Origin of the sequence: Lysinibacillus sp. ACHW1.5 (assembly GCF_022014815.1) — a bacterium.
Taxonomy (GTDB): Bacteria; Bacillota; Bacilli; order Bacillales_A; family Planococcaceae; genus Lysinibacillus; species Lysinibacillus capsici.
In genome coordinates this window covers 1,361,159-1,387,775 of sequence record NZ_CP091777.1, presented here as the reverse complement: position 1 = coordinate 1,387,775, position 26,617 = coordinate 1,361,159, and the positions used below count along the sequence as shown (strand labels likewise).

The 26,617-nt window shown below is 37.8% G+C and carries 27 protein-coding genes; 13 read left to right on the top strand and 14 right to left on the bottom strand.

The window, feature by feature from the left end:
* Window positions 1–23 precede the first annotated feature (23 nt).
* The 5 genes from L6W14_RS06545 to L6W14_RS06525 all read right to left on the bottom strand — a co-directional run bounded on the left by L6W14_RS06545 (window position 24) and on the right by L6W14_RS06525 (window position 5,342).
* Complete coding sequence (locus L6W14_RS06545; protein ID WP_131519650.1) at window positions 24–758, bottom strand: hypothetical protein; 735 nt, start codon at window positions 756–758, stop codon at window positions 24–26.
* A gap of 571 nt (window positions 759–1,329) precedes the next feature.
* Complete coding sequence (locus L6W14_RS06540; RefSeq protein ID WP_237899953.1) at window positions 1,330–2,121, bottom strand: GNAT family N-acetyltransferase; 792 nt, start codon at window positions 2,119–2,121, stop codon at window positions 1,330–1,332.
* Window positions 2,114–3,913: a ribosomal protection-like ABC-F family protein gene (gene abc-f / locus L6W14_RS06535; RefSeq protein WP_237899951.1), complete on the bottom strand. Its 1,800-nt coding sequence runs from the start codon at window positions 3,911–3,913 to the stop codon at window positions 2,114–2,116. Before abc-f ends, L6W14_RS06540 begins: the two co-directional genes overlap by 8 nt.
* A 104-nt stretch (window positions 3,914–4,017) precedes the next feature.
* Window positions 4,018–4,158 (bottom strand): RAxF-45 family protein, encoded by a 141-nt coding sequence (locus tag L6W14_RS06530; protein WP_004232534.1) that lies wholly within the window; start codon window positions 4,156–4,158, stop codon window positions 4,018–4,020.
* A 155-nt stretch (window positions 4,159–4,313) separates the two neighbouring features.
* Window positions 4,314–5,342: an AbrB family transcriptional regulator gene (locus tag L6W14_RS06525; RefSeq protein WP_131519647.1), complete on the bottom strand. Its 1,029-nt coding sequence runs from the start codon at window positions 5,340–5,342 to the stop codon at window positions 4,314–4,316.
* 205 nt (window positions 5,343–5,547) lie between these two features.
* Here L6W14_RS06525 and L6W14_RS06520 point away from each other — a divergent pair, with 205 nt between their 5' ends.
* The 6 genes from L6W14_RS06520 (at window position 5,548) to L6W14_RS06495 (ending at window position 9,453) form a co-directional block, all read left to right on the top strand.
* Window positions 5,548–5,997, top strand: coding sequence for a LytTR family DNA-binding domain-containing protein (locus L6W14_RS06520; RefSeq protein ID WP_131519646.1), 450 nt, complete (start codon window positions 5,548–5,550; stop codon window positions 5,995–5,997).
* A 1-nt stretch (window position 5,998) separates the two neighbouring features.
* Window positions 5,999–6,400, top strand: a complete 402-nt coding sequence (locus L6W14_RS06515; RefSeq protein WP_131519645.1) for a DUF3021 domain-containing protein — start codon at window positions 5,999–6,001, stop codon at window positions 6,398–6,400.
* 6 nt (window positions 6,401–6,406) lie between these two features.
* Window positions 6,407–7,327: an ABC transporter ATP-binding protein gene (locus L6W14_RS06510; RefSeq protein ID WP_131519644.1), complete on the top strand. Its 921-nt coding sequence runs from the start codon at window positions 6,407–6,409 to the stop codon at window positions 7,325–7,327.
* Window positions 7,327–8,202, top strand: coding sequence for an ABC transporter permease (locus L6W14_RS06505; RefSeq protein ID WP_131519643.1), 876 nt, complete (start codon window positions 7,327–7,329; stop codon window positions 8,200–8,202). Before L6W14_RS06510 ends, L6W14_RS06505 begins: the two co-directional genes overlap by 1 nt.
* Window positions 8,203–8,337: 135 nt before the next feature.
* The gene (locus L6W14_RS06500) at window positions 8,338–9,093 is read left to right on the top strand and encodes a DUF2087 domain-containing protein (RefSeq protein WP_131519642.1); all 756 of its coding nucleotides are present in this window, start codon (window positions 8,338–8,340) and stop codon (window positions 9,091–9,093) included.
* Window positions 9,094–9,111: 18 nt separating this feature from the next.
* Window positions 9,112–9,453, top strand: coding sequence for a GIY-YIG nuclease family protein (locus L6W14_RS06495; RefSeq protein WP_131519641.1), 342 nt, complete (start codon window positions 9,112–9,114; stop codon window positions 9,451–9,453).
* Between the two features lie 39 nt (window positions 9,454–9,492).
* Here L6W14_RS06495 and L6W14_RS06490 read toward each other — a convergent pair whose 3' ends face one another.
* The 8 genes from L6W14_RS06490 to L6W14_RS06455 all read right to left on the bottom strand — a co-directional run bounded on the left by L6W14_RS06490 (window position 9,493) and on the right by L6W14_RS06455 (window position 17,885).
* Window positions 9,493–9,873, bottom strand: coding sequence for an MmcQ/YjbR family DNA-binding protein (locus L6W14_RS06490; protein WP_237899948.1), 381 nt, complete (start codon window positions 9,871–9,873; stop codon window positions 9,493–9,495).
* Between the two features lie 81 nt (window positions 9,874–9,954).
* Complete coding sequence (locus tag L6W14_RS06485; RefSeq protein WP_004232517.1) at window positions 9,955–10,773, bottom strand: YitT family protein; 819 nt, start codon at window positions 10,771–10,773, stop codon at window positions 9,955–9,957.
* Window positions 10,774–10,860: 87 nt separating this feature from the next.
* Window positions 10,861–12,159, bottom strand: a complete 1,299-nt coding sequence (locus L6W14_RS06480; protein ID WP_305036168.1) for a M48 family metallopeptidase — start codon at window positions 12,157–12,159, stop codon at window positions 10,861–10,863.
* 157 nt (window positions 12,160–12,316) lie between these two features.
* A complete protein-coding gene (locus L6W14_RS06475; RefSeq protein ID WP_131519638.1) occupies window positions 12,317–13,123 on the bottom strand; it encodes a hypothetical protein in 807 nt (268 codons plus the stop codon).
* A complete protein-coding gene (locus L6W14_RS06470) occupies window positions 13,116–14,186 on the bottom strand; it encodes an MBL fold metallo-hydrolase (protein ID WP_131519637.1) in 1,071 nt (356 codons plus the stop codon). The genes L6W14_RS06475 and L6W14_RS06470 overlap by 8 nt, the downstream gene beginning before the upstream one ends.
* Window positions 14,179–15,840: an ABC transporter permease gene (locus tag L6W14_RS06465; RefSeq protein WP_237899946.1), complete on the bottom strand. Its 1,662-nt coding sequence runs from the start codon at window positions 15,838–15,840 to the stop codon at window positions 14,179–14,181. Before L6W14_RS06465 ends, L6W14_RS06470 begins: the two co-directional genes overlap by 8 nt.
* A 57-nt stretch (window positions 15,841–15,897) precedes the next feature.
* On the bottom strand, window positions 15,898–16,923 hold the full coding sequence (locus tag L6W14_RS06460) for an ABC transporter substrate-binding protein (protein WP_237899945.1): 1,026 nt from the start codon (window positions 16,921–16,923) through the stop codon (window positions 15,898–15,900).
* Window positions 16,920–17,885, bottom strand: a complete 966-nt coding sequence (locus L6W14_RS06455) for an ABC transporter ATP-binding protein (protein ID WP_131519634.1) — start codon at window positions 17,883–17,885, stop codon at window positions 16,920–16,922. Before L6W14_RS06455 ends, L6W14_RS06460 begins: the two co-directional genes overlap by 4 nt.
* Before the next feature lie 138 nt (window positions 17,886–18,023).
* Between L6W14_RS06455 and L6W14_RS06450 the strand changes: the two genes are divergently transcribed.
* From L6W14_RS06450 to L6W14_RS06425, 6 genes are all read left to right on the top strand, one after another.
* On the top strand, window positions 18,024–18,935 hold the full coding sequence (locus L6W14_RS06450; protein WP_131519633.1) for a LysR family transcriptional regulator: 912 nt from the start codon (window positions 18,024–18,026) through the stop codon (window positions 18,933–18,935).
* Window positions 18,936–18,996: 61 nt separating this feature from the next.
* Complete coding sequence (locus L6W14_RS06445) at window positions 18,997–19,455, top strand: PTS sugar transporter subunit IIA (protein ID WP_131519632.1); 459 nt, start codon at window positions 18,997–18,999, stop codon at window positions 19,453–19,455.
* Window positions 19,452–19,715: a PTS sugar transporter subunit IIB gene (locus L6W14_RS06440; protein WP_004232490.1), complete on the top strand. Its 264-nt coding sequence runs from the start codon at window positions 19,452–19,454 to the stop codon at window positions 19,713–19,715. The genes L6W14_RS06445 and L6W14_RS06440 overlap by 4 nt, the downstream gene beginning before the upstream one ends.
* Window positions 19,716–19,748: 33 nt before the next feature.
* Window positions 19,749–21,017 (top strand): PTS ascorbate transporter subunit IIC, encoded by a 1,269-nt coding sequence (locus L6W14_RS06435; protein ID WP_066037585.1) that lies wholly within the window; start codon window positions 19,749–19,751, stop codon window positions 21,015–21,017.
* A 251-nt stretch (window positions 21,018–21,268) separates the two neighbouring features.
* On the top strand, window positions 21,269–22,255 hold the full coding sequence (locus L6W14_RS06430; RefSeq protein WP_131519631.1) for a BMP family lipoprotein: 987 nt from the start codon (window positions 21,269–21,271) through the stop codon (window positions 22,253–22,255).
* Window positions 22,252–23,913: a methyl-accepting chemotaxis protein gene (locus L6W14_RS06425; protein ID WP_237899943.1), complete on the top strand. Its 1,662-nt coding sequence runs from the start codon at window positions 22,252–22,254 to the stop codon at window positions 23,911–23,913. Before L6W14_RS06430 ends, L6W14_RS06425 begins: the two co-directional genes overlap by 4 nt.
* A 597-nt stretch (window positions 23,914–24,510) precedes the next feature.
* Here L6W14_RS06425 and L6W14_RS06420 read toward each other — a convergent pair.
* Entirely contained in the window at window positions 24,511–25,269 is a 759-nt protein-coding gene (locus tag L6W14_RS06420; RefSeq protein ID WP_103117696.1) for an SDR family NAD(P)-dependent oxidoreductase, read from the bottom strand.
* Window positions 25,270–25,433: 164 nt separating this feature from the next.
* Between L6W14_RS06420 and L6W14_RS06415 the strand changes: the two genes are divergently transcribed.
* Window positions 25,434–26,615 (top strand): AraC family transcriptional regulator, encoded by a 1,182-nt coding sequence (locus L6W14_RS06415; RefSeq protein ID WP_048389681.1) that lies wholly within the window; start codon window positions 25,434–25,436, stop codon window positions 26,613–26,615.
* Window positions 26,616–26,617 lie beyond the last annotated feature (2 nt).

Sequence of the window (26,617 nt, the reverse complement as noted above, 5' to 3'; positions counted from 1 at the left end):
ATTTTGACGGAGACATGCTTTTCTTATGATTCTAATACATTTAAAATGGCGTCCAGTTCATGGACAGCTAGATCTAAGCGTTCCTTTGCTTCGATATTTTGCTGTTTTAAGTGACCAAACTCTAGTAAATTTTTCTCATGCTTTAACTTGATAGAAGATAGACGTTCGATTCGTGCTTCTGCTTTTTCTATCGCTTGCTCACAGACTGTTGTCCAGAGCTTTTCTGATTGCTGCATTTCCGTTGTCGATGGGTTGTGCTGACGCATAATTCGTGCATAAACCATTTCTATTTGTTCAATTAGCTCCGAATAAAAATGGCGCTCAACGCGTGTTGTTTGGAATGTTGGATGCTCTACCTCTTTGGCATATGGCGTTATTTGACGAAGTAGTTTGCCAGCATTTTCTCCAAAAGCATGGGATAAATTCAAGACATTCATTAATTGCAATAATAAGCGTATTTCTTCTAGATTAATAAGTTGGGAATCGATGCTTTCCTTTAACTTTAATGACTCCATGTAGCGTCGATCAAAATGTTCAATTTCACCGTTGCGCTGCTCTACTAAATGGACACTTGCATTGTCTTTCAAGCTTTTAATATAGCGAATGGCATGGTTTTTTAGCTCTTCTTTTGACAGCAAGTTATCATTGTCTTGTTGTGGTTTTTCTCGTTGAACATACGCAAATGCATCCATTTTTTTGGGCCATTGTGCTGCTTGGGTTTCATCTGAGACATTATAGCGTATATAAATTCCGTGCATTTCATATCCTCCAAGTCCATTAAACAAGTATCTCTAAAGACAATAAATCGAATACGACATTTTTTCAAGTAAAAAACTTTTAATAATTGAAAATCCTTCTTTTTAACAATAAAACAAAAATCCCGAATAGTCGATACTATTCAGGATTTTACTAGTTTTCATTCATTCCTACTTATCCTTTAACAAGTTTCATTCGCAAACAATTAGACATATACTACACGATTAAAATAAGTAACAGAAGCTCCAATAAAACAGCTCCCACCTCCATTTATAGGCATTCATCGCAAAAATGAATGGTCCACCAGCTCCTGCTAAGCAGGTATAGTTCCATCTCGCAAATTCATATCAAAGCGATAGCTGACAATGGATACTGTTAACTGAGGCCTGAGGAATTTGATGTCGTAATGAGCAGCTATCTTGCTACAGGGGCAGGAAATAATTTTTGCTGATTATATTTTAAAGCATCCCTTCATCAAAGCACTTGTAATCAAAATTGCCAAGTACAGTTCTAAAAAATTGCCAAATTCCTTGTAAGCACTACAGGAATTTGGCAATCTTTATGAGTAGCTATTTAAGCCTGCTGGCGGATGTCTTGAATGCTCTTCCCTTCAGTAAACGCATGAATCGATGCAATGGAGCCCACCGATTTAAAATTTGCCTTCTCATAGACTTTGGCAACCTGTTCACTAATTGGTAATATCCAAAGATCGTTCAATCCCAGCTTGACTGATTGCTGTTGGATATGCTGCAGCATATAGCCGATTAAACCTCGACCACGATAGCTTTCAGTTGTTGCAACACTTTCAATCCTACCTTGATTTTCTGACACAAAAATAGTTGCTGAGCAGCACGCCACCCCATCTAGTCTTAGTAGATAATACGTAAAATGTGAAGAATGGTAGGTTTCCTCAAATGCCTTTTTTATTAATGAAGGCTCCCCAAATGCAGAAATGCTCATTTCTACTGCTAATGCTTCCTCCTTATTTGCATCCGTTACACGCTCAATTTGAATGGCAGGATTAGGTGGAAGTATTGCATATTCACCGTCCCAGTACTGAATTTCATTAACAAAATGCTCATATTGAAAGCCGTGCGTCTCTAATGCCTCTATACATAGCTGATTTTCTTCTAGATTATATAAATAAATCCGCGGGATCAGAGACTTTGATTGGTAGAAGTCTTTGATGTCTTGTAAAAATAAATCAGGTTGTTCAATCTTTCGCCAAATCTGTGCATGATTTGCATCATAATAGGTTGGGATAGCCTGATTGTAAAATAGGACCCCCTCCTTGCAAACCTCCACTTCACTGAAACTCTTCACATACTCTATATCAAGCTGCATAATGCGTTCTAAATTAAACATGCTCTGTGCCCCCTTCTAACCATCTTTCATATAAATTTTCTAATTGAAGTTCAAGCTTCTGCCGTTGTTCTTTAGCAAGCGATGGTTGTTGTAGTTTTGTCTCTAATTTTTCAATTTGTTGTTCAATCGGTAATTCCTTTTTAGGTGACTGCGTTTTATTTACTGGTTGTTTATCAATCGTTTTCATTGCAAGTTCCTGTCGTTTTCCTCTAGCCCACTCATAATCTCCCTCAAAAACCTGAATAGCCTGGTTTTCAATCCACGCCGTTTTCGTAAAAATTTTCTGTAAGAAATAACGGTCATGTGACACCCCAATAATCGTACCTTCAAAGGATTCTAGTGTCTCTTCCAATACTTCTCTTGCTTCAATATCTAAATGGTTTGTTGGCTCATCTAAGATTAAAACATTGATATCCTCATGCATTAATTGTGCTAAACGAAGACGCATTTTTTCTCCACCACTTAGGTCCTTCACTTTTTTAAAGACATCATAGCCATAGAACAAAAATCGTGCGAGTATATGGCGAGCTTCCGCCTCTGACACGGCGACACTTTCACGAAAGGCATCAATTAATCGTATAGCAGGATTTGGATGTTCAAATTGTTGGGAAAGGTAGCCAAATTTTACATTGCTTCCAATTTGACACACTCCCTGATTAGGAATGATTTCCCCTAATATCATTTTTAATAATGTTGATTTTCCACTACCATTGCTCCCAACAATCGCTAATCTTTCGCCAAAATAAATAGCTAGATTGCTGTCCTTCAATAAAGGCTTATCAAAGCTATGATCAATGGCTTGCAATAGCACGACCTCTTTACCACTGCGTTCAGCCATCGTTAACGCTAAATTCATTTTCTTTTTAGTAAGGGGCTTCTTTACTCGCTCGATACGTGCTAATGCTTTTTCCATACTCTTAGCACGTCGATGCATCGATGCGTTTGGTGGATTCGCCTCATTTGCCCACTGCTTTAATCGTTTAATTGTTTCTTGCATCTTTTTAATTTTCTTTTGCTGCTCTTCATAATTTGCAAACTGTTGCTCAATTTTTGCTTCTTTTTGTGCTATAAAAGCATCATAATGGCCGTTATACGTAAAAGCCTCCCCATCCTCAATTTCAATAATCTTTTGGGCTACTTGATTCATGAATTGACGATCATGAGATACGACAATGACAATCCCCTCAAAGTTTCGCACATAATGTTCAAGCCACTCAATAGCTTGCATATCCAGATGGTTCGTTGGTTCATCCAATAACAAAATAGAGGGCTTTTTCAATAAAATTTGTCCAAGCATAACCTTTGTTTTTTCACCACCACTTAAACTACTAAATGGCTGCTCTAGCATATCTGAAATACCCAGTCCATTTGCAATCATTGCTAGCTGTGCATCTACTTCATAGCCCCCTATTAGCATAAATTGCTCCTGCAATTGCCCATATTGCAGTAATATTTTATCCGTGACCGTCGACTGCATCTCTTGCTCAAGTGCTGTCATTTTTGCCTTTATTGCATAAATATCCGCAAATGCTTCCTCTAGCACTTCTTTTACGGCATGGAGTGGATAATGTGGAATCTGATGTAAATAGCCAATCGTTGCTTCTTTACTTTTAATTATTCGTCCCTTGTCAGGTATCTCTACCCCTGCAAGCAGTTGTAATAAAGTCGTTTTTCCACTGCCATTTACACCAACAATCGCCACATGTTCACCACTATTTACCTCTAGCTGTAAGTTCTCGAATAATATATTGCCACCCATAATTTTTTGGATTTGTTCAGCTTTCATTTGCATCGTTTTTTCCTCCAATGAAACGTGCGAAAACATCTTTTGAACACAAAAAAGACTGCTCATTAACAAGCAGTCCTCTTCTCAATTAAATGTGTGAAAAAGAATGGTTAATTCGCTACGTTTGTTATTTGATTTTGCTTAAAAATGGACAGACCTATCCCGTTGTTCGCAAAATCGAAAGTAATTACACGTGCAAAATACATAGCCGTATCCACTTTTACACATGTTTTCGTAGCGTTTTTATTCATTCCTTCTCACCTCCGTTCATAGTAGTTATGGCTATCATAACATTTTTCGGATTATTTGGAAAGGGAAAATTTAACGTTCATTTATCATTATTCAAAAGTTCTATTTAATGGAAATTTGCACAAAGAAAAACATGAGAGGTTGATTCATAGCCCCCTCATGTTTTCACTTTTTTCACAAATATTTTTACCACAGGCACAAGAAAAATCGAGACAACTAGTACACGAAAAAGCTGAAAGGCCGTGACAATCGTGACATTTGCATGGACCGAAGCGGCAATAATCCCCATTTGATCAAGACCACCAGGAACAATACTTAAAAAGCTCGTCCTAAAATCAAGGCTGTACAACGCTGCCATCACAAATGTTAAACCATAGGCTGCCCCAATAAAAATGCCCGCTGAAACAAACGCATAAAAGATATGCTTCTTCGATAAATGTAAATCCTCTTTTTTCAATAATAATCCGATATAAATTCCTAGCATGAGTTGGGCAATATGCAGAAGTGATAATGGTAATTTTGGTACATCTATCCCTGCCATATTAACGCCCATTAGTAAAAACACTGGGCCTAGCATATAGCCTGTTGGAATTTTTAGCTTTTGTGCTAGCCACCCTGCGCCACCACATACCACAAGTATGCTAACAAGGTTCCATGTGTATGTTCCATCAATCATAGAACTATTGCCACCTGCCCCTGCCACCATTAAAGGAACAAAGCCAACGATTAAAAGAACGCGAAGGATTTGAAAGAATGTGATGACCACCATATCCATCTCTTGTTGCTCTTCCGCAAATGCCACAACCTGCGACATGCCCCCAGGAACACAGCACGTTAAGGCAGTCGCAAAATCTAAATCTGTACGCTTGGCAACAAGGAAACTTACCGCAAAAAACAACAAAATAAATATGATATTTAACACGACCATGCTTCCTAAAAAAAGCTTGATGTCCTGTACAGCTTCTGGTGTAAAGGCATAGCCGATAGAATAACCTGCTACGACTAAACCAAAATTGCGGAAAGCATGATGCCATTTTAATTGGACATTGGTGGATAGCTGCACGATGAGCACCGCTGTAATCGCTCCTAACAGCCAAGGCATCGGTATATGGAAAAATTGAAAAACTACAGCACCTATTAAACCAATGCATAATGTGATGAACATATGCTTATCAAAAATAAACATGGTAGCAACCCCTTCAACTCGATAAGCCTATTATGACCTTTATAAACCGCTTTTTCTACTGGACCGACTTTTGAGCTGTTTGCTATCGCTGAAAAAGAACCTGTTATCCAGCAAATAAAACCTCTTATCGAACAATTTATCCCTGTGAAAATTTTCTATGCTACATTAGTAATACCTGATTCAGCGTTTTTAAAGGAGGCCTCCTATGAAAATTCATTTAACCATCAATCATGAGCTTGAGGAAACTGAGGTTCATATTCATGCCAAGGACTATAATGAGCAAATTGAAAGATTGATGAGACAGCTTCAAGCATCGCAAACTACGATGCTAGATGGGTATGACCAACAAGAAATTCATCTCTTAAAAATTTCGGATATTTATTCCATTTACGCAGAGGATGCCAAGGTTTTTTTACAGACAGATGAGCAAGAGTTTGAGTCCAAGCGAAAATTATATGAGCTTGAGGCTCAGCTAGCCAAAGATTTTGTGCGCGTAAGTAAGTCTACACTCGTCAATATCCATAAAATATCCTCTATTCAAATGGGCAAAATCGGCACTACACAGCTATTACTTGAAAATGACGTAGCCATTCATGTCAGCCGAAAATATTTAAAAGAATTAAAGAGACACCTAGGTATTGGGAGGGATTCATAGCATGAAGTATGTACGCATGATGATTATCGGTCTACTCATTTCCCTTAGCTCCTCTTATGTCTTAGTGACACTTAGCGTCCTATCAAATAATGCGGTGGCGTCAGGAACAGAATTATTGGAGCAAATTGTGATCGCGAGCATTCTTGGTATTGCCATTGGTTTGCTATCCGTCATTTTTGATTTGGAGCAATTGCCTTTTACAGTTCAGCTTCTTCTACACTTAGTAGCGGTGACAGCATGTGTGCTAACCGCAGGCTATTTTGGTAATTGGTTTGATTCAGGTATATGGTACGTACTTATTGCGGAAGCCATTATTTACTTGATTGTTTGGTGTATTCTATATGTTTTTCAATTAAATGATATTGAAAAAATCAATAAAGAAATTCAAAAGAGAAGGGATTAACCACCTATGACTTTTGCGATAAAAGTTGAAAATTTATGTAAACAATATGGAAAACAGCAAGCTGTCAAAGGCATTTCTTTTACAGTCGAACAAGGCACCCTATTCGCTTTTTTAGGTGAAAACGGTGCAGGTAAATCTACAACGATTGAAATACTTTGTACTTTACTAAAAAAATCGAGTGGTCAAGTAACTATTAATGGTTTCACACTCGACGCAAGCAATGATAACGCGGATATCCGTAAATCTATTGGTGTCGTTTTCCAGCAAAGTCTATTAGATGAGCGCTTAACTGTACGTGAAAATATCCTACATCGAGGGAAAACATATGGTTTATCGAAAGCACAGCTTACCGATAACTATCAATTTGTTTCCACCTATTTGCATCTAGAGGATATTGAAAAGAAAAAATATGGCACATTATCAGGGGGACAAAAAAGGCGAGCAGATATTGCTCGTGCACTCATTCATCGTCCAAGTATTTTATTTTTGGATGAGCCTACAACGGGTTTAGATCCACAAACACGTCAATTTGTTTGGCAGGCGATTAAGCAACTTCAACTGGAAACCAATATGACAGTTTTTTTAACGACCCATTATATGGAGGAAGCGGCAGTCGCTCACCAAGTCACTGTCTTAAAGCAAGGTAAAATTGTCGCACAGGGAACACCCGATGCACTAAAAACAAAATATGCCTATGATTCAATGGCTCTCGTTTTTCAAAATGCACAGGAGGGTGTAAAGTTTCTTGAGGAAAATGCGATCTCCTACACGGAGAATCAAGGGATATACACCATCCGTTTAACGTCTACCTTACAAGCACTTCCCCTTTTAAAAAAAGCTGAGCCACTTATCGCCTCCTTCGAAGTCATTAAAGGATCAATGGATGATGTCTTTCTTCATATTATCGCAGAGGAGGAGGTTGCGTAGTGGAAGCATTAATTAGCTTAGTTCTGCGTAATAATAAAATATTTAGACGGGATAAAACACAGGTGTTCTTCTCCCTGCTGTCAGTCATTATTGTCATTGTGTTGTACGCTGTCTTTCTCCAAAAAATGCAGGTAGATGCCATTGAACAACTAACAGAAGCTACACCTGAATTGATCACCATGGTCAATGAGTGGCTAGTAGCAGGTTTACTATCCATGATTGCTGTTTCGACAACACTTGGTGCCTATGGTATCGCTGTTAAAGACCAAGAATCCAAAGTACAAGCCGACTTTTTAACAGCTCCCCTTTCTCGTGCAACTATTCAGTTGAGCTATGTGCTCAATGCATTTATTATCGGCTGTATTTTTTCCTTTATTGCGCTCCTTGGCTGTGAAATCTTTATTGTCACAACGGGAGGTAAGCTTCTAAGTTTTGGGGATTTTATTCAGGTATTGAGCATACTGTTTTTATCTGTCTTGCTTGCGAGTGTTTTTAATTTATTTCTTTCGTTATTTGTGTCGACCCAAAATGCTTTCTCAACACTCGGCACAATTGTTGGTACATTACTTGGATTTTTATGTGGTGTTTATGTACCTCTTGGAGCTCTACCAAGCTTTGCACAACATATAATCATGTACTTTCCAATTAGCCATACAACACTATTATTACGCAATGCATTTATGGAGAGCTCTATTGCAAATGTCTTTGATGGTGTGCCCGCTTCTTATGTGGAAGATTATAAAATGAATTATGGCATTGTTTATGAACTAAATGGACATATACTTAGCTCCACAACAAGTCTAATTGTGATTGTCTGTACAATTGTAGTTCTTTCTCTAGCATCTATGATCTTATTTAAGAGAAAGTATAACTAAATATGAGCCAGCAATATTACACATCGTTTAGAATACGATGTGTTTTTTATTGCATTAAAACAAACATTTTGTTATTTTAAATATTAAATAGCAAACAAATCATAAATTCGTTTGTTTTATCAAGGAGGGGTTGCAATGGATGTAAATGAATTATTTTGGCAAGCTCCTATCGATGATCTAAAAAAGGGATATATCGATCAAGCGGCACACTTCACCTGCCTACTATGCGGTGAAAAAGTAGAAAAAGGCATTATTTATCCTCAAGAGGGCTTATTATATGAAGCAGAGAAAATGATGCAACATCATATTACATCGGCTCACCATTCTGTTTTTCATTATTTAAACGGTCTCAATAAAAAAATGACAGGCTTAACAGAACATCAAAGTCATATTTTACGCTTATTTTATGAGGGAAAATCAGATCAGGAGATAAAAGAAGAATTAGAGATTGGCAGTGCCACAACGATTCGCCATCACCGTTTTGCTTTGAAAGAAAAGGAACGCCAAGCCAAAACATTGATGGTGATGATGGAGTTACTAAAAGAACAAGATCAGAAGGAGGAACCATTTGTGCCTATTCATAAAACAGCTACTATGGTTGACGATCGCTATAACGTAACCCTCACAGAAGAACAGCAATTATTAGAGAAGCTATTTCCAAACGGTGTTGGCAAGGAACTGATACGCTTTCCAAAGCGGGAAAAACAGAAAATTGTAGTGCTGCGTGCAATAGCAAATCTTTTTGACGAGGAAAAGCATTATACTGAAAAAGAATTAAATGAAGTGATTAAACCGATATATGAGGACTATGTTCATATTCGTCGTTACTTAATTGAATACGGTTTTCTTGACCGCAAAGCAGATGGCAGTGCCTATTGGGTAAAAAAATAAGAAAGTAGGTTAATAAAAATGGATCATAAAAAAGAGTTAAAAGAAATGTATAAAGAGATGAAAATTGAAGCTGGTGTTTTTACAATGACCAATACACAAACAGGCAAAGTATTTGTGGGGAGCTTTAATAATTTAAAGCGTTTAAATGGCTTTCAATTTATGCTAAAAACCAATACACATACGAACAAGAAGCTTCAGGCAGATTACAATTTATATGGTCAAGAAGCTTTTGACGTAGAAATCGTTGAATATTTAAAGAAAAAAGAAGAAGGCTATTTCGATGAAAAAAAAGAGCTCGAAAAGCTGGAGCAAAAATGGCTTGACACACTAAAGCCTTATGGTGAGCGTGGTTATAATTAGTCATTCGCGCATTTGCCAAAAAGGTAAATGCGCTATTCATTACTTGTTTGATGAGTTGCCAATTAATTGAATTTCCTGCTGTGCTTTCTTCGTTAGTTTATTGAAAACAAGCTCATAGGAATGTTGGATAAGATTCTCTACCAAATCCCTTGGGACATCCTCAGCACCCATATAAATGGAATTCCAATGGGTTTTATTCATATAGTAACCAGGTATAATGCTTGCATAGGCTTCTCGTAATTCCTCCGCTCGAGCAGGCTCACATTTCAATGTAAGAACAGGCTTACCTGTTCTATTTCCCCCAAGCATGGCATACATTTTTCCACCGATATGATAGCGATCTGCTTGCCACTCCTCTTGATAGTCATACGTTGTTCCATGAAGCTGTATACAGTAAGCATGAATTATTTCTTTTTCCATCTTTACAATCCCCGTCCCCTCAAATAAAAACACACGTTCGATTATGGTAAGTATCACCTAAAACGTGTGTAGAGAATAGCATTATTTAGTTGTACCACGATCAAACATCCCAATTACTTCCGTCGTCTGTAAAATATTCACAAACGACTTTGGATCAGTCTCCTTAATCGTGCTTTTCACATCAGCTAGTTGGTAACGCGTAATAACAGTAATTAATACTTTCCGACCCTCGCCTGAATATGCTCCCTTTGCATCGATAATCGTTACCCCACGATGTAGCTTTTCTAATAGTTGCTGTTTGACCTCGTCCCCTTTACTCGTAATAATCATCAGCGTTAATTTAATATGGCTCGTATGAATTGTATCCACTACTTTTCCAGTTGCATAAATGGACACAAGGGTTAACAACGCCGCATCCCAGCTAAAGACAAAGCCAGAAGCAGCCACTACGATTCCATTCATAGCGGCAATTAACGTACCGAGCGGAAAATCACGTTTCCGACTAAGTAGCATAGCAATTATATCAAAGCCCCCTGAGGAGCCAGCTGCTCGAAAAATCATGCCCATTGCAAACCCTACAATAACACCACCAAATAAGGACGCGAGGATTGGCTCTTGTGTCGCTTTGTGTATTGGAATAATATATAAACTCACTGACAACACAGCCACCGAAAGAATGGTGTAGCTAATAAATCGCTTGCCGAGCTTCATCACACCTAAAATCAGTAAAGGCAGGTTAAGCAGTAAATTTAACACGCCTGTATTTAAAGGGGTAATAATCCCAAGCATGATGGCAATACCACTCAACCCACCACTCAAGATTTCATGGGGAATCAATAAATAATTATAGGCAAAGGCCACTAAAATGGAAGAAAGTGTAATTATAATCACATTTCGCATAATACTATCCCCTATCAATCAACGACCAATTTTTGATACATCTTTGTCATAGACTACCCAATTTACGCTCCTGAAAAACCTATCCTCTTACTTTTTCTTCTGTTCTTCCTTTAAAGGCATATTTTGTTTATGTTCCCCTGTATCCGCAACTTTATAGATTCGCTCAAGCATCGGTGGATGTGTATAACGGAACCACTTCACTAAGAGTGGCGGGTTCACTTCACTTAAGCCTGAAATCGTTAGCTTTTGAAATGCTGTTACAGCCGCTTCTCGATCATTCATAAGGCTAATCGCATATTGATCGGCTCTCGTTTCTTGATATCTCGATATAAAATTGGATACTGGATTGGAAGCAAATAGTAAAATAGAAGTAATGAGTAAAAATAATGGATAGGAACGAATGCTACTGATTTTATTAATTTTTAAAACCTGTCCATATCGTGAAATCAGGCGACGCATAATTTTCGCTGTTAGCCATAGCCCTATTAACATTAAGAATAAATAGCCTGCAATGCCAAAATAAATATGCTTTTCTACATAATGTCCCATTTCATGTGCCATGATAAACAAAATTTCATTGTCTGTTAGTCTATTTAATGTAGTATCCCATAGCACAATTCTCGAATTACTCCCAATCCCTGTCACATAAGCGTTTAAGGCATTAGTCTTTTCTGCCATGTTGACCTCATAAACATGCTCTGCAGGAATATTCGCCTGTGTAGCAAGTGTAAGTATCTTTGTTTCCAGCTCTTTATTTTTTAGTGGATAAAAATCATTGTATAAAGGATCAATGACAACAGGCTGAATGAACATCACAAAGATTGTAAAAGGGATGGTTAAAAGCCAAGCATAGAGCCACCATCTTTTTTCGCTCTTTTTAATGAGCCAATAAATCACCGTAACAATAATCAAGCTAGTGCCAAAATTCACCCAAAAATCAATGACACCATCCTTCATCCAAGATGCAAATGCTTGTGTACTAATGCCATAGCTTTTGCTTAGATGATAGCGATAATAATCAAGTGGGAATAGCACAATATAGAGCAATAAAGATAATAGGAATAAGTAACCCGCATTTTGCAATAGCTTCCACTTCGTTTGGGAGGTCGTCACTTTTTCAAAATAACGAGATACGCCCAATAGTAAAATCAAGAAGTAAATAAGCCATTCTAAAGGTGTGGCTACAAAGAATACAAAGTTCCTTATTTTTGAATATTCACCACTTAAAAAAAGCTCCTTGCCAGACATAAACATCACTGGATCTGCCGCCGTTCCTTGTAAGGCACTTGGTATTTTACCACCACCGCTGTGGAATATATACCAGTACATACAAAGCACATAAACACCGAAAAGTAGCAGTGTAACAATGCCCATTTTTTTTGCTATGTTATTTCCCCCTCATATCACCCAAAGTTCGTCCTATAGTAAGTGTAAGCGAAATTATCAAAGTTAGAACAAACATGGACCTACTTTTTTAATCTCTCTGTTGCCAAAGAAAAATTTCGCCTCATTTCTATATGAGGCGAAATCATTATCGTCCTATTCATTTATCCATAACAAATGCCGTTTTACCACGTTGATCCCCGCTTAGATAGCCAGTGGATAATAGCTGCTCATACCATTGCCTTTCTATAGTAGCTGCTTGAGCCGCATCATCTACCTTCGTAGAAAGTTCAACCATAATGTCTCCTTTGTACTGCCATACCTCTATATCCGCTTCATGTCCTAAAAAGCTTCCTTTAAAGGTCGTAGCATTAGCAGGCCCATATACCACAACTTGAGACAACGTATTTTTATACCATGCTTCGGAATTCCAATTGACAATTTTCTTTGGCGCATTTTCAAGAATGAGTTTTTTCGCAACATTTGTAGCAACTGAATCATAAGAGATCTCAGCAGAAGTCTTCAAGGATTCCTTTCGGCTTATCGTAAATGTACGATGATCTCCCTTAATATCTAGCTCAAACTTATAATTTGACTCAGAACCAGTAAAACCATGATTCATTGTTTCTGCCATTGCTTCACTTAAAGGTGTGTTTAAAAAACGCTTTTTGTAGGTTACATCCATTTTATTACTACCCTTATATACACGTAAGCGGTGTATATAGTCATCACGTAGAAACGATTGGTCAAGCGTATCATAAAAATAAACTTTTACGTCATTCTTTTTAGTTGCTTGAAAAGCCTGGAGAATAATTGATTCATTAAAAATCTCAGGTTTAATATTGAATTTAATTTCATGGCCTGGCTCAATGGCTGCTTTCGCTTGTGTTGTATTCACACTAATCATACTAATCACTATCAAGCCCACGACACACAGATAAAATGCCCATTTTTTTAGTTTAGTCACGCTTTAATTCCTCCTTCAGAAATGTTGTGGTTAAATTTGTATGTGTACTGTGAAAATAGATCGTTTGTCGTGCACGAAGTCTCTGCGACAGTGCCACTAAATCCCAATAGTCTGGATGTGTTTTATAGAAGAACTCCTCAGAGAAATGCTTTAAACCAGCTGGATTGTAAGCATGACGAGAATAGCCTGTATGAACAAAAATTGCCGTCGGATAATTCTTTGCAAGCTCCTCCACTTGAGCCTCATCCTGCTCTGAGACAAAATACAGTACATGGTCACTGTCCTGTTTTTGCTTGAGTCGTTCTAAAAGCATCACTTTATTTGGCCAAATATTTTCATGTTCTTTATCATAATGCGCCAATAAAGGTTGTAGCTTGGCATCTATCCTAATCGCTCGAGTTGTATGTTCTGAAAGATACGTCATAATATCGACTGTTTTGCCCGAAAAAGAGGAGGGGAATATAAATGAATGATTGGGATGTGCCTTTACATACATAGCCATTTGCTGTAACACCTCAAGGTTTCGAATACATTTTTCCGCATGTCCACTATCAATAAACGCTACATCATAAACCGTTCCATCCTCCTCTGGTAAGGTCGCCTTTAATAAATACGAATCGACTACATAATCACCAGAGAAAAAAATCATTTCATCAAAGAAACGAATTTTGTACCACACGCTTCCAATTAAATGCCCACTATATCCCCATTGAAAGGCAAGATATTCATTGACCTCTATCCATTTTCCAATCGTATCTGGATAGAAAGTTCGGATTTGTGGAATAGGCAGTGGAAGCTGCTGAGCAGTTGTATGACTCATTAGTATCGGTCCCGTATAGCCCATGTTCTGTAGTAATGGCAATGCCCCTACATGATCAATATGCGAATGAGAAATAAAGACAGCAGCTAGCTTTTCAATATGATTAGATGTCATATTTGGTGGCGTTTTTTGTGTATTTTTCATAATGCCACAATCCAATAAAATGGCCTGCGTCTGATTTTCAATATAAAAACAATTGCGCCCATATTCGCCTACACCACCTAAAATTTCAACACTAAGCATTGGCCTGCCCTCCTCGTTTTTGTAGCCAACCCAATAGGAACATAAAAATAACAGTTATAAGGACGGTTATAACAGCTACTGCCATTCCAACCCCTACATTGCCTTGCTCAAATTGGCTATAGATAAAGGTTGCCCCTGTCTCTACGGATGGTGGCAAAATTAAAAGGCCAGCTACAAGCTCTCGCATTGAAATAATAAAAGTCATCATCATTCCTGTTAAAATACCCTGCATCAAAAGTGGTAGGATGATGCGACGATAAACCGCAATGTTACTACGTCCAAAAATAGCAGCTGATTGAAAAATAGAGGCATCTAATTGTGAAAACGAAGACTTTATATACTGCACCGAATAAGGTAAAAACAGTACACAGTATGTGACTACTACCATTGCCTTTGTGTTATAAATTGTTGCAGGAAGCCAGGGAGCATTCCAAAACATAATTAAACCTACAACAAAGACAATCCCCGGAATAATATTAGGCATTAAACTAAAGAAGTCTAATATTTGCTGCTTTCTGGTTTCTCCTTTTTTAATATAAAGAGCGATGAATAAACCTATTATGGCGGTTATCAAGGCCGTCATGATAGAAAAAACAATGCTATTTAAAAATGCTGTCAATCCTGCACTTCCACTAGTGAAGACCTCTTGATAAGAAGCCAAACTGAAATTCCCTGCCTGTAAACCATCTCCCCGTACCTTTTGCAAAGAGGTCACGATAATAGAGAAATAAGGAATGCCGATAGATAGCAATAAAACAAGCCCTACAAAAGTCCACGAAGCTGTTCTTATATACCACTTGTCCTTGATCTCACGTCTAGCAGATGTTTTTCCTGATAGCACACCATATGTATATTTGCGTCCAATGAGATTTTGGAAATACCAAATGACTAAGCAAACTGACAATAAGAATAAGGATAGCGAGGTTGCCATGCGAATATCAACTGGCCATCTTGATAAATAGGAATGAATTTCGGTTGTAAACACTTGAAACCCAATCCGACTGCCGAATGTAGCTGGCGTTCCAAATTCAGCAAGCGTCTTAATAAAAATAAGGAGACTTCCCAAAACATAGCTCGAAAGCAAAAGAGGTAACACAACCTTTAGCCAATTTTGCGAAGAACTTCGCCCAAAAATCAGCGCTGCATCTAAAAATGAGCCATTTATGCGAAGCAATGTATTTTTCAGCATTAAATACAAAAATGGAAACAGGTGTAGGCTCATGATCACTACCATGCCAAATAAGGAAAAGAAGGAATCTGTCATCCAAGCAGCACTTGGAATAAGCTGCTGTAAAAAACCATTGTGCTGCATAAACAAAATCCAGCCCATTGAACCAATATAGGGAGGTGTCATAAATGGAATCGTTAACACTATATCGAGCCATTCATATTGATATAAACTTGTTTTCGTGCGAATGAGAGCCATAGGTAATGCGATAATTGTTGTCCCAATAATCACGAAAACTCCTAAAACCATCGAATTTCCAAGTGTTTTCCATATTCTATCGTGTGCAAACATTCGACTAAACTGTGATATATCAACATGTCCCTCTTTTATAAAGGTATAAAATAAAATGGCCATCAACGGTGCGATAGCAAATATGATGACAATTGTCAGTAAAAATCCAAAAGCTCGTCTTCCTTCCATTATCATGACGATGTCAACCCTTCTCTATGAAAACTAGAAGGAGGTATATCAACCTCCCTTTATTTAGCGAATTAAATCCGTAAACTTTGTTAGTACTTCCAGCTGTTTCGCTTCCGCACCCATCCAATCAACTGTTAACTGTGGAATGTCATCTAATGCTGCACGATTTTTCACAGCAATATCTTTATTCCCTGGTAATAAGTAAGCATCTGCTACTAGCTTTTGCCCTTCATCTGACAATAAAAAATCAACATAGGCTTGTGCAGATTCTACATGTTGTGCATCCTTTAAAATACCTACTGCTCTTGGACTAACTACTGTCCCACTCGTCGGATAGATAATTTCCACTGGCTCACCGTCTGCTTTTGCTTTATAAGCCATATAATCTACACCTGCAATCGTGGCATTTTTCTCGCCTGTAATAACCGCATCCAAGGCTTCTTTATTCGCACCATTGACTTGTAAGCCATTTTTCTTCCAACTATCAATCGTACTCCAAGCTGTTTTTTCTGCTGCTGTGTAGCCAAATAAGAAATCAACAGCAGAGCCTGACAGACTTGGATCTGGTATATTAATTTTATTTTGCCAATCAGCTTTTGCTAAATCAGACCAATCCGTAGGGGCCTGTGTCGTATTTTTCGTATTATAGGCAATACCTAAAGCAGAGGCACTGTAGCCATAAAAATATCCATCTTGATCCGACCAATCCCTATTGATTTTGTCCTTGTTTTTAGCCGCTTCGTAGCTTTGCAATTGATCTGTTGCTTTTAACCCATCCATTGAGGCAACAGAGGCAAGTACAACAATGTCAGCTACAGGATTATTTTTTTCCGCTTCTAAACGAGAGAGAATTTTACCCGTAGTTCCTTGAAACATTTCCACTTTAATCCCTGTTTTTTCTTCAAATGCTTGCTGAATATTTGCAGCTAAACCATCTGGCCCAGCAGAATACACTGTCAGAACTTTCTCCTCCTGTGACTTTGCACTTGCTTCATTCGTCTCTTTTGCCTCTTTATTACCACAGCCAGCTAATGCTAAGGCCAATAAAATGCCAGCAGTTGCCCATAATTTAAAATGTCGTTTCTTCAATGTAAACCCTCCAATTGATAGATTTGTTTTTCATCAATAAAAACTTGCAATCTTTCTCCATGCTCTAATGGCTGCTTTTCATAAAAGCTCCAATACTGTCCTTCTACCTGTGCTTGTACGAGATAACGATCGCCAACAAATGTACTTTTCACAATCTGCGCTTGTTTGGCAATCGTACCAGGACGCGATATTCTCGAAACACCCTCAGGTCGCACAATTGATTGTCGATTGTGAAGCCAATTCACTTTGCCAATAAAATCTGCCACATAGGGCGTTGCTGGTGCACGATAAATTTCCTCAGGCGAGCCAATTTGAGCAATCCTCCCTGCCTCCATAACGATAATTTGATCAGACATTGTCATGGCCTCTGTTTGATCATGTGTTACGAAAATGGCTTGGCAATTAAGCTCATGAATGAGGTGCATGATTTCATCTTGCATTTGCTCTCTTAAAACAGCATCGAGAGCGGATAAAGGTTCATCAAATAAAATTAATTGCGGTTTGGTCGCTAAAGCTCTAGCTAATGCCACTCGCTGCTGTTGTCCACCCGATAATTCACCTGGCTTTCGTTTCTCATAGCCTTGCATTTTTACCAATCGCATCACATGCTCGACTCGTTCAGGAATAGCTGATTTAGGAATAATGCCCTTTAAGCCAAAGGCAATATTTTGGAAGATGGTCATATGTGGCCATAGAGCAAAATCTTGAAAAACCATGGCAATATTACGCTTATTTGGTTTGACATTTTTACGAGACACCGAAGAATAAATGAGGGTGTCATCAAATCGTATTTCTCCTTTTGATGGCTGTTCAAGGCCAGCTATCAACTTTAATAAGGTTGTTTTGCCACAGCCTGATTGTCCGAGAATCGTAATAAATTGCTGATCTAACTCCACATCAATCGGCCACAATGCTTGAGACTGCCCATATTTTTTCTCGATATTTTTTAATGAGATTTTCATAAGTATCCTCCTCGTTACTTACAACTATAAATTCCAGATATTTAGAAAATATTAATCTACTATTAATAACACGTTAAAAAAAATCTAATAAACTAAAGCAAATACAAGATTTTTTCTAATTTCCTTTAGGAGGATAAAATGAACAATAGTAAATTACAGGCATTTTGCTTACTTGTAGAATTAAAAAAATTAGCCCCTGTCGCCAAAGCACTTGGCATTACAGCCCCCACCGTATCCTTTCATATTCGCTCTATAGAGGAGGAATACGGTATTCATTTATTTCGAACAAATGCTGGAGGATACCGTTTAACAGAAGCGGGCGAAGGTGTGTATCATTACGCTCGTCAAATGGTTCAACTTCAAAAGGATATGGATCGTTTTATTGAAAATCTTTTAGCAGGCCATATCGGTTCATTACGACTAGGGGCGAGTGGCTTACCTGCCCATATTTTTATGGCAGATTTAATTCATCAAGTTTCAACGACCTATCCTGAGATTCGCATTTCATTAGAAGTAAAAACAGCACCTGAAATTGAAAAAAAGGTAGCACTACAAGAATTAGATTTTGGGCTCATCATGGAGACTAAGCAGGAAAATCCTTTACTTCATTACGAAACAATCGGTGAAGATGCACTTGTATTGGCATTCAGCCCATCTCACGAGCTAGCAGCACAAAAAGACATCACCAAAGAAGATATTCTTAAATACAAGCTATTGTTGCATACATCCTCTAGCTCCACGAATCACTTCATTGAAAAGTGGATGGACCCATTTCAGCCTTCTATTTACACAATTGAGCTGGATTCTGTGAGCACGATTAAAAAGATGCTGACCTTTGGCAAAAACTTGGCGTTTCTATCTGTTTCCTTAATAGAAGAAGAATTAAAATCAGGTGTACTGCTGAAGAAAGATCTACATGATGTAACACTAAATAGAAAAATTCAATTGATTTATCCGAAAACGCGCTTAGATCATAAAATGGATGAATTTGTCAAAATGTCGGTTTATGAAATAGCAAAGCAATTAAAAATGTCTTCTACGATGACATAATTCCACATACAGTCGTAATAACATGGAATGGGAAGATATTTTTATGAAAGGAGGGTTGTCCTTGCTAACCAAGCTGTTGACAAAAGATTGTATACAGCTTGCAAACTTTGTCCGATCATGGCAAGAAGCAATTCATTTAGCGGCTAGCCCATTAGTACAACAACACAAAATTGAACAGCACTATGTCGAAGCCATGATTCGATCGATTGAACACTATGGTCCTTATGTTGTCATCACACCTAAAGTAGCCATACCTCATGCACGGCCATCTGATGGGGTTCTTGAACTAGCCATAAGCTTGCTACGATTACAAAAGCCTGTTTTTTTTAGCCCTAATCAGCCTGTCTACCTACTGATTGTGCTAGCTGCCATTGACAATGCTTCACATCTACAGGTGTTGGCTGATTTGGCATTAGTCTTACAAGAACCCGATCAGATTGATGACCTAATCGCCTGTCAACATGCGGACATGATATGGGAGAAAATCAAACAATATACGACAAAGGAGTCAACAGAATGAAAATTTTAGTCGTGTGTGGAAGCGGTTTAGGAAGTAGCTTTATTTTAGAATTGAATGTTAAAAAAGCATTAGAAGTATTGGGGAAAGATGCAGAGGTAACGCATACAGATTTAGCGTCTGCCAAGGCGGAGAAAGCAGATATTTATTTAGGGGCAGCAGATATCGTGAATGAATTAGCGAAAGACAAAGGAATCATTGTGAGCATCGTAAATATGATGAGTATTTCAGAAATAAAAGAAAAGCTTGAACCGTTGCTTTAAGCATTAAAAATTTGGATAGGATGAGGTGTTGGTATGTTAGATGTTATCATGCATGACATTTTAGGAACACCAGCTATATTAGTCGGCCTATTCGCTTTTATTGGTTTACTTATTCAAAAAAAATCAAGTTCCACTGTTCTGTCAGGTACTTTAAAAACGATAATGGGCTTTGTCATCCTCGGAGCTGGTGCCACTGTCTTAATTGGCTCTTTAGATCATTTTAGTAAAATGTTCGATCATGCCTTTCAAGTACAGGGAGTCATTCCCAACAATGAGGCCATCGTGGCAGCTGCTCAGACTAATTTTGGTACAGCTACTGCACTAATCATGGTATTTGGTATGATTATGAATCTACTATTTGCGCGATTTACGCCATTAAAATATATCTTTTTAACTGGACATCATACATTATTTATGGCTTGTTTAATCGCCGCTTCATTATCAGTTGGAGGGATGAGTGGTACACCTCTTATTCTTGTTGGGTCTATCATTCTTGGACTTTGTATGGTCGTGTTCCCTGCCATTTTACAGCCGACAGTTCGACAAATAACAGGGAGTGATGACTTTGCTGTTGGTCACTTTGGCAGTGTTGGCTATTATGTTTCTGCAAAGATTGGTAAGCTCTTCGGTAATAAAATGAAATCCACAGAAGATATACAGGTTCCGAAAGCATTAGGCTTTTTACGAGATACCTCAGTTGCTATTTCTTTAACAATGAGTGTGTTCTTTGTAATTGTTGCCCTTTTTGCTGGCCCTTCCTATATTGAGTCACAATTATCAGCTGGCTCAAATTTTATTATTTTCGCTATTATGCAAGCGATTACATTCGCAGCGGGTGTTTATATTATTTTAGCAGGTGTACGGATGTTAATTGCTGAAATTATTCCAGCCTTCAAAGGCATTGCAGATAAGCTTGTACCAAATACAAAACCAGCACTTGATTGCCCAACCATCTTTCCTTTTGCACCAAATGCCGTTATTATTGGTTTCATTTTTAGTTTTATAGCAGGGCTGGTTTCCATGTTTATACTCCCCTTCATCGGACTAAAAGTCATCGTGCCAGGTCTTGTTCCACATTTCTTCACAGGTGCTGCGGCGGGTGTCTTTGGAAATGCTACTGGCGGTAGAATTGGTGCGATGTCCGGAGCCTTTGCCAATGGTTTATTAATTAGCTTTATTCCAGCCATACTCCTTATCTTTATGGGAGACATTGGCTATGAGGGCACAACCTTCGGTGATTCAGACTTTGGGGTAATCGGCATTATTATTATTAATTTATTAAAATTATTCGGCGCTGTTTAGAACATATAAAGCCTGACGCTATTTGCGTTAGGCTTTATAGTGCTGTACATACAAGAAGTGCTACGAAAACTTTTATAAATCAATTACTTTATTAGTAATCTAGCTTTATATTATTAACTTATTATGTATATAGAAATGATTCATTATTCTTAGACATCCTAAAATTTTTTTGCAAGGATGTCTGACATCAGACTAAAAATATTAAGTTTTTGCCGATATATATTTTATACACAACAGGAGGTACACAAAATTTGAAGAAATTATTCACTAGTTTTCTTTTGATCACTCTGTTGATAGCAGGCTGTTCCTCAGCACCGACAGAAACATCAACTGAAGGATATAAGATAGGAATTTTACTATCAGATGCAGGACTAGGCGATGAATCATTTAATGATTCCGCTTTTAAAGGCTTAGAAAAAGCACGCGATGAGCTAGGCATTTTGTTTGATTACAAAGAGGCTCCTGATGGTAAATACGAGGAAAAGCTGAATGAACTTGTAGCAGAAAAATATGATATCATCATTGGTCTCGGGTTCTCTGTACAAGAAGCACTAGAAAAGACTGCAAAACAAAATCCCTCTCAGCAATTTATACTGATTGACGGGCAATCTGATATTAACAACATCATTTCGATTACCTTTAAAGAACAAGAAGGTAGCTTTTTAGTTGGCATGATTGCCGCTATGACAAGTAAAACAGGAAAAGTTGGCTTTATTGGTGGAGCAGATGCTCCTGTTATCCATCACTTTGAAAATGGTTTTATCGAAGGGGCACGTTATGTACAGCCATCGATTGAAATTATGAGTGACTATGCTGGTACCTTTGACGATACCCAGGCTGGTGCAGCAATAGCAGAAAGGTATATCAAAAATAACGTTGATTTTATTTACCATGCAGCAGGCTTTACTGGCTTTGGGGCGATAAAAAAGGCAGAGGAAATGGGGATCTATGCAGCAGGTGTTGATATCGATCAGTTTTTTGTTGCCGAAAAAACAGTTGTCACATCCATGCTTAAAAATGTTGATCTAGCCGTCTATCAACTCGCTAAGACATTAGTAGAAAATGGAAAAATTTCCGAAAAATCCTTTGCATTAGGTTTAGCGGATCAGGGTGTGGGACTAGCAGATATTCGTGTAATTCAACTGACAGCTGAGCAACAGACTGCTATCGAAAAAGCCAAAGAAGCCATTATTTCCGGTACGATAAAAGTTACTGCGGAAAAGAGGAATGACCAGTGACACTACGTAAGAAATTATTTATGAACACATTGATTCCAATCGTATTGGCTATGGCTATGATTGGCTTTATTATCCTACAAACATTCACGATCCAAACAACAGCACAGGATGATACGAAACTTTTACTTACAGTGAAAGAACTAGAGCAAAGTTTAGTTGTTGCCAGCCAATCTTTAAATAATTTTACCTACCTGGATAGTGAAGCCAATAAAAACGAAGCGCTCGCTATTTTACAAGAAACAAAAGGTAATTTAGAGGCATTAGCCTCTCTAACGAGAATACCTGAACATCAGACAATCGTCGAAAAAATAGCTAGTAAATTTGAAAATCTAGAAAAGGCGACTGAAAGCGGGTTTCAAGAAAACAATCGCTCTGAAATTAAAAAGCAGTCCATCAGAATTAAAGGAATTTTAAACGATATGTATTTGCTCAAAAAAGAAACGAACGAATGGTATCAAGAAATGATCCAAGTAACGAAGCAAAAAATAGGTTTCATTACAACCTCTACCATCATAGGTAGTGTGCTATTAATTATTGCTACGATACTTTATTCCTATGTAGCTGCGAAAAGAATTACCAAACCCATTAATCAGATTGTAGATTGCGCACAGGCTGCAGCAACAGGAAACTTAACAATGGATACTTCTACCCTTTCCTATCAAGCAAACAGTCGATATGAGATTGATCAATTAACAAAAAGCTTTGCAGACATGATGAATAATTTAAAAAGCACTGTACAATCCATTGATACTATTGGAAAGGATGTTAATTTGTTTACACAAGAAGTGACGAGCCATATGAACAATATTCATGAAAGTAGTAATCAAGTCGCTACCTCAACCGACGAATTAGCAAAAGGCAGCTATACGATGTCAGAAGACATTCAATCAGTGGCACTCCAAATGAATAATATGGCAGATCAATTTAGGGATGTAATGCGTACAAGTGAGCAATCGGCTGACACTGGTAAACAAGCTCTGGAGGCTGTTCAAAATGGTCAATATTCATTAGAAAAACAATCTTCCATTGCAAAGGATATATCAACCACATCACTTGATATTAAGGAAGCTGTAGCTCAATTTTCTCAATTCACTTCGGAAATTGAAGGCGCAGCCAATGCTGTCCATACGATTGCTAGCCAAACAAATTTATTAGCCCTAAATGCTGCTATCGAGGCTGCAAGAGCTGGAGAAGCAGGCAAAGGGTTTGCCATTGTTGCCGAGGAGGTTAAAAAGCTCTCTTCTGAAACGGAGAATGCTACGAATTTAATCACTTCAATGGTCTCGCATATTCAAGATGGCATTACGCACATCCTTACTACGGCTGAACGAGGTTATCTGCTGTCAAATGAGCAATCTCAATCCATGGTAGAGACAGAACAATCATTCTCTGTTATTACCATGCATATAACAAATATCCATCGCGATTTACAAAACCTCACAAGAGAAATGGCACAAACGAATGAAATGAGCCAGCAAGTAAATAGTACCATTGAAAATATTTCTGCTATTACAGAAGAAACGGCTGCTGGCACAGAAGAAATATCGGCATCAACGCAAGAACAGCTACTTTCCTTCCAAAAAATTAGTGCTAAGATAGACGATCTTGAAGCTATGACTAATACGTTGATGAATGAGCTCAAAAAATTCACCCTATAGTGATTCGATTCATTACCGCAAAAAATCCAGTGAAATGATTTACTGGATTTTTTCTTAGGGTTGAAAAACAAAACAGTCAATTTAAAGGTAGAAATGGTTTTCCGTTGCAGGCTACTTGCTTTCTTTTGGGCGAGCGCCAAGCCGTTTTTCTCCGCTACCGCTCCGATTAGTGGCTCCCCTGTTTCGCTATCACAAGGGAGTCAAGTAGCCTTCCATTTGAACCTCCAAAAGTGTTACCTTTTTCGCGAAGGTTCTCTACTCTTTATGAAGAGGTGTTGTCACTCATCGCTTCTCCACGTTGAATTGAAAATATGAGCTTATCCCCTCTAAGAATACAGATAATAGGCTATTTGATCGCTATGCTACTAGTTGATTGGATTGGAGCCAGCGTCACGCCTAGGGGATTTAGCGTCACAGGTGAGACCCTGGAGCGAACGCAAGTGAGTGAAGCGGCTCATCAGACGCCCCCTGGAAAGGACGCTGGCGGAACGGAAATCAACCTCTCACCTTGCAAAGTTCCTTTTTCTACCTTTGACATCATCTTTTTCAACAACAAGAAGAAATCCAGTGAAATGATTCACTGGATTTCTTCTTTTATTATAAAGTTAAACCGCCATCTACTAACACAATAGAGCCTGTCATATAGCTTGCTTTGTCCGATGCTAGGAACACAACCATTTCTGCTAATTCCTCTGGTTTTGCATAGCGTCCCATTCTCATATTTGGAATCTCCTCTGGCACATAGCCACCTGTTTCAAACATCGCAGTTACACTGTTTGTTAATGCCGTTTCTACTCCCCCTGGACAGATACCATTGATCCGAATACCTTTTTTTACATACTCCAAAGAAGCTGATTTTGTTAAACCCACTACTGCATGCTTACTTGCAGAATAGACAGCCATACTGTGCTCACTGCGAACTCCTGCTGTAGAAGCTGTATTTATAATTGAACCGCTTCCTTGTCCCTCCATTACTTTTAAAACATATTTTAAGCCAAGGAATACACCCTTCACATTGATCGACATAATACGGTCATATTCTGCATCTTCAATCTCTGTTAGTGGAGAAATTTTCTGAATAACCCCAGCATTATTGAAAAATACATCAATACGTCCGTACGTATCAACAGCAGTATTGACATATTTCTGAACGTCTTCACTTTTTGAAACGTCTGCCTGAACGAAAATACCTTCCCCGCCTTGTTCTCTAATCAAGCTTACTGTTTCTTCCCCTGTTTCTTTGTTGAAATCCACTACTACCACTTTTGCACCATTGCTAGCAAGTTTCAAGCTGCTAGCTCTTCCAATTCCGCTTCCTGCGCCTGTTACAACTGCAATTTTATTCAAAAGATCCATCTTCTATTCCTCCCTAACATTTTAAAGTCACTGTCTATTTTATTGCTACTTCTCCTTTATTTATTGTATTATTCTACACAAAATAGTACTTTCTCAATGTCTATCCAATAAAAATGTAAATGCTTTCATTTTAATAGAATTATTACGAACTGGAGTGTAGGAACTTGAAAATTAACACTATTGATCTTCAATACATCAGCCAATTAATCTATGAAACACATCATCTTCCAGTCACTTATATTAATTCATTAGGAAAAATAATCTTTGACTATTCATCAACAAATAATCCATCTTACATTTCTTTAAAGGAACAGTTGAAAACACATCCTTACCATAAAGATTCTAATGCCTATCCAATTTTTTTCTCTTATGCTGAGTTTAATTTTTTCTATATTAATGTGCAGCAAGAGGATCAATATTTAGGTGCAATTGTAGTTGGCCCTTCCCTTTCGCCAGAAGTGGAAGACATAAAGACAAGTGTTAATCAAGAGCTGATTCCTATTCTTCATTATCAACAAAGTTTAGCCATTAGTTTATTTGTGTATTACGCCATCTATCAAAAGACATTAAATAAATCTGCTGTCATTTATCACAACCAAGCATTAAGACCTCTCATTCGTCATGAGGAAAATACTACGCTTGAACTCTCCTATGCAAGAAGAAATGATATTGTTCATACAAATCTTTACTATGAAAAAATATTGTTAGACAATGTGAAAAATGGGCGTATAGAGAAACTAAATGAAGTTTTGAATTATTCCATTGTTGAGCAAGCAGAACTTGGAATACTATCAAAACGCAATAATTTAAGAAGTGTTCAATATTTGATGATTACAGGAATTGCACTTATTTGCCGTGCAGCAATTGAGGGTGGTTTAAATGAAGAAACAGCCTTTACATTAAATGATTTTTACATTCAAAAGCTAGAGGATCAAAACAGTTTAATCGAAATTCTTTCGTTAATGGAGGAAGCTATTTACGACTATACAAGCCGTGTATCACAGGCAAATACAAGGAAGTATTCTGGACCCATTACTACCTGTATCCATTTTATTGAAAATGAGTTGTATGGGGATCTAACACTCGACCAACTTTCAGCAATTTGCCACCTAAGCCCCAATTATCTTTCCTCCTTATTTAAAAAGGAAGTAGGTACTTCCTTTAGTGAATATATTCAGCAGCAAAGGATTGATGAGGCGAAAAAACTCTTAACATTTACCAACTATCCAATCCTAGACATCGGTTCATTACTTAATTTCACAGATCAAAGCTATTTCATTAAAGTTTTCAAAAAATTTACAGGGATTACCCCTAAACAATATAGAACTAAGTATTCTCATAAATAATT